Source organism: Streptomyces sp. NPDC047974 (assembly GCF_040653375.1).
Taxonomy (GTDB): Bacteria; Actinomycetota; Actinomycetes; order Streptomycetales; family Streptomycetaceae; genus Streptomyces.
Genome location: NZ_JBEZNU010000100.1, coordinates 1 through 2,025 on the forward strand (window position 1 = coordinate 1; position 2,025 = coordinate 2,025).

At 64.5% G+C, this 2,025-nt stretch carries 3 protein-coding genes and 1 pseudogene; all 4 read left to right on the forward strand.

Annotated elements, in window-relative coordinates; translation table 11 throughout:
• Nucleotides 1-77: 77 nt before the first annotated feature.
• Nucleotides 78-839: a hypothetical protein gene (locus AB0E19_RS38520; RefSeq protein WP_362189858.1), complete on the forward strand. Its 762-nt coding sequence runs from the start codon at nt 78-80 to the stop codon at nt 837-839.
• Nucleotides 840-853: 14 nt separating this feature from the next.
• The gene (locus AB0E19_RS38525; protein WP_083663120.1) at nt 854-1,165 is read left to right on the forward strand and encodes a hypothetical protein; all 312 of its coding nucleotides are present in this window, start codon (nt 854-856) and stop codon (nt 1,163-1,165) included.
• A 25-nt stretch (nt 1,166-1,190) separates the two neighbouring features.
• On the forward strand, nt 1,191-1,601 hold the full coding sequence (locus tag AB0E19_RS38530) for a hypothetical protein (protein ID WP_082587837.1): 411 nt from the start codon (nt 1,191-1,193) through the stop codon (nt 1,599-1,601).
• Between the two features lie 331 nt (nt 1,602-1,932).
• A pseudogene (locus AB0E19_RS38535) lies at nt 1,933-2,025 on the forward strand (acyl-CoA thioesterase II); the annotation flags it as partial.

Here is a 2,025-nt window from a genome sequence, read left to right on the forward strand (position 1 = left end):
CAGTGATCCGCCTGAAGGCGGGCGCGAAGTAAGCCAGCAGTGCCTGGCCCGCTTCGGCGGGCCGGGCAGGAGGTTGTATGGCCCAGATCAGGATCGGGGTCGACCCCGACAACGCGCTCGGGCGTCAGCTGAGCGACCTGGAGAAGTCGCAGCTGCCCTACGCAGCCTCACAGGCGGCCAACAAAGTTGCCTACGAGATCCGGGAGCGGTGGAAGGTGCAGGCGGGGCGGGTGTTCGATCGCCCGACCCCGTTGACCACCAACGCGGCGCTCTATCGCAAGGCCACAAAGGACAAGCCGTACGCCGAGATCTACATCAGGGACGAGGCCTTCAAGGGCACGCCGCCGGCGAAGTATCTGCTGACGGAGGTCGAGGGTGGCCAGCGTAGGCGCAAGGGTTTCGAACGGTTGCTGCAGGGAAGGGGATTGCTGTCGCCGAGCCAGTTCGCGGTGATGGGCCGTGGCGCCCGGCCAAACCAGTATGGCAACGTGCCCGCCGGCCAGGTCACCAAGATCCTGTCGCAGCTGGGTGCCCAGCGGGACAAGCACCAGAACCAGACCGAGACGAGCGCCAAACGGCGCAGGACGCGCGCGCCCACCGGTGGCGAGTACTTCGTGATCATCAAGCGTCGTGGTCGCCTCCGGCCTGGCGTCTACGAGCGGATCAGCACTGGCTGGGGTTCGGCCGTGCGCTCGATCTTCATCTTCACTAACACCGCCGCCTACCAACAGCGCTACGACATTTTCGGCATGGCCGAAGACACGTGGAAGCGGCTGATGCCGTTCTACCTGAAGCGCGAGTTGGATAAGGCGATGGAAACAGCGAGGCCATTGCCTTGAATCAGAAGGAATTCATGCAGCGTTTCGACGCCCTGGCGTTCAAGGCATTTGGAGCCGCAGGCGTTGCCGATGCCGCTCATTTCATCGCCGACGATGGAACGGAGACGCCTTGCACCGTGCTGTTGGACGAAAGCGTGCAGCAGTTCGGCGAAGTCGACGCCGGCCCGGTACCGGTCACGTTCGATCGCATCACCTTGCAACTGAGCGAGGTCACGCCCCGCAAAGGCGCTGTGGTCCGTATCGACGGCAGCGGTCGAAGGTTGAAGCTTGTTCAGCCGCTCCGTGCTGACGCTTCCACTGCACAGTGGGAGGTGGCCAATGCCTAGCCCCCGCCGGCAACTGCTGGAAGCAATGGGCGTCACCCTGCAGCAGATCAGCAAGGCGAACGGCTACCTCACCGACGCTGGCACTGGCTGGACGCTGGAGCCGACGCCCGGTGACCAGGACACGACAGCTGTGCTCACTGCTGTCATCGAGAAGCAGCAGCGGGCGACGGACCCGGCGAAGGTCAGTACGCACCGGCTGACGACTGTCAGCGTGATCGCCCGAGTGCCGTCGCAGATCGAGAACTACCAAGCCGGCCTCGATGACCTGGTCAGCGACGTCGAGGCCGCGCTGGAGAGCCGGGAGACGGCCCGCAACTACCCCGTGGGCGTCCAGGTGCCGGTCTATGTCGGCATGGAGCCCCTGATGCCGGAGAAAGCTGGCGCGGGCTGGGTGGGAGTCCTGATCACCTACCAGACCAACATCCCGAAGAAATAACCCGCCGCTCAGCGGCATCCCAACTGGAGAGCCATCATGGCCGAAGATTACAGCTACCTGGGCAGCGGCATCGTCCTCATCCGCGAGTGGAATAGCGGCCTGCCGTTCGAGGAGGTCGGAAACGTGTCCGCATTCGCGGTCGCGCCGCAGTCGACCACGGTCGAGCTGGCCGACTATCAGAACCCAGGCGGTGGCATCGCCAACAGCGTGGACCGCGTCACCGGCTACAACCTGAGCTACACGTTCCACGACTTCAACGCAGCCAACTTCGCACGCGTGACGCGTGGCAAGTCGACTGATGTGGCAGCGGCCACCGTGACCGATGAGGATCCGCACCAACGGCAAGCTCGGCGGCGCCATCGACGAACCCCTGCTGCACGTCGTGCTCGCCACCTACGTCTCCGACATGACCCTGCTCGACTCG

Excerpts from the sequence above, each read along its gene's own strand:
- AB0E19_RS38520 (WP_362189858.1), top strand. The coding sequence starts at position 78 with ATGGCCCAGATCAGGATCGGGGTCGACCCCGACAACGCGCTCGGGCGT.
- AB0E19_RS38525 (WP_083663120.1), top strand. The coding sequence starts at position 854 with ATGCAGCGTTTCGACGCCCTGGCGTTCAAGGCATTTGGAGCCGCAGGC.
- AB0E19_RS38530 (WP_082587837.1), top strand. The coding sequence starts at position 1,191 with ATGGGCGTCACCCTGCAGCAGATCAGCAAGGCGAACGGCTACCTCACC.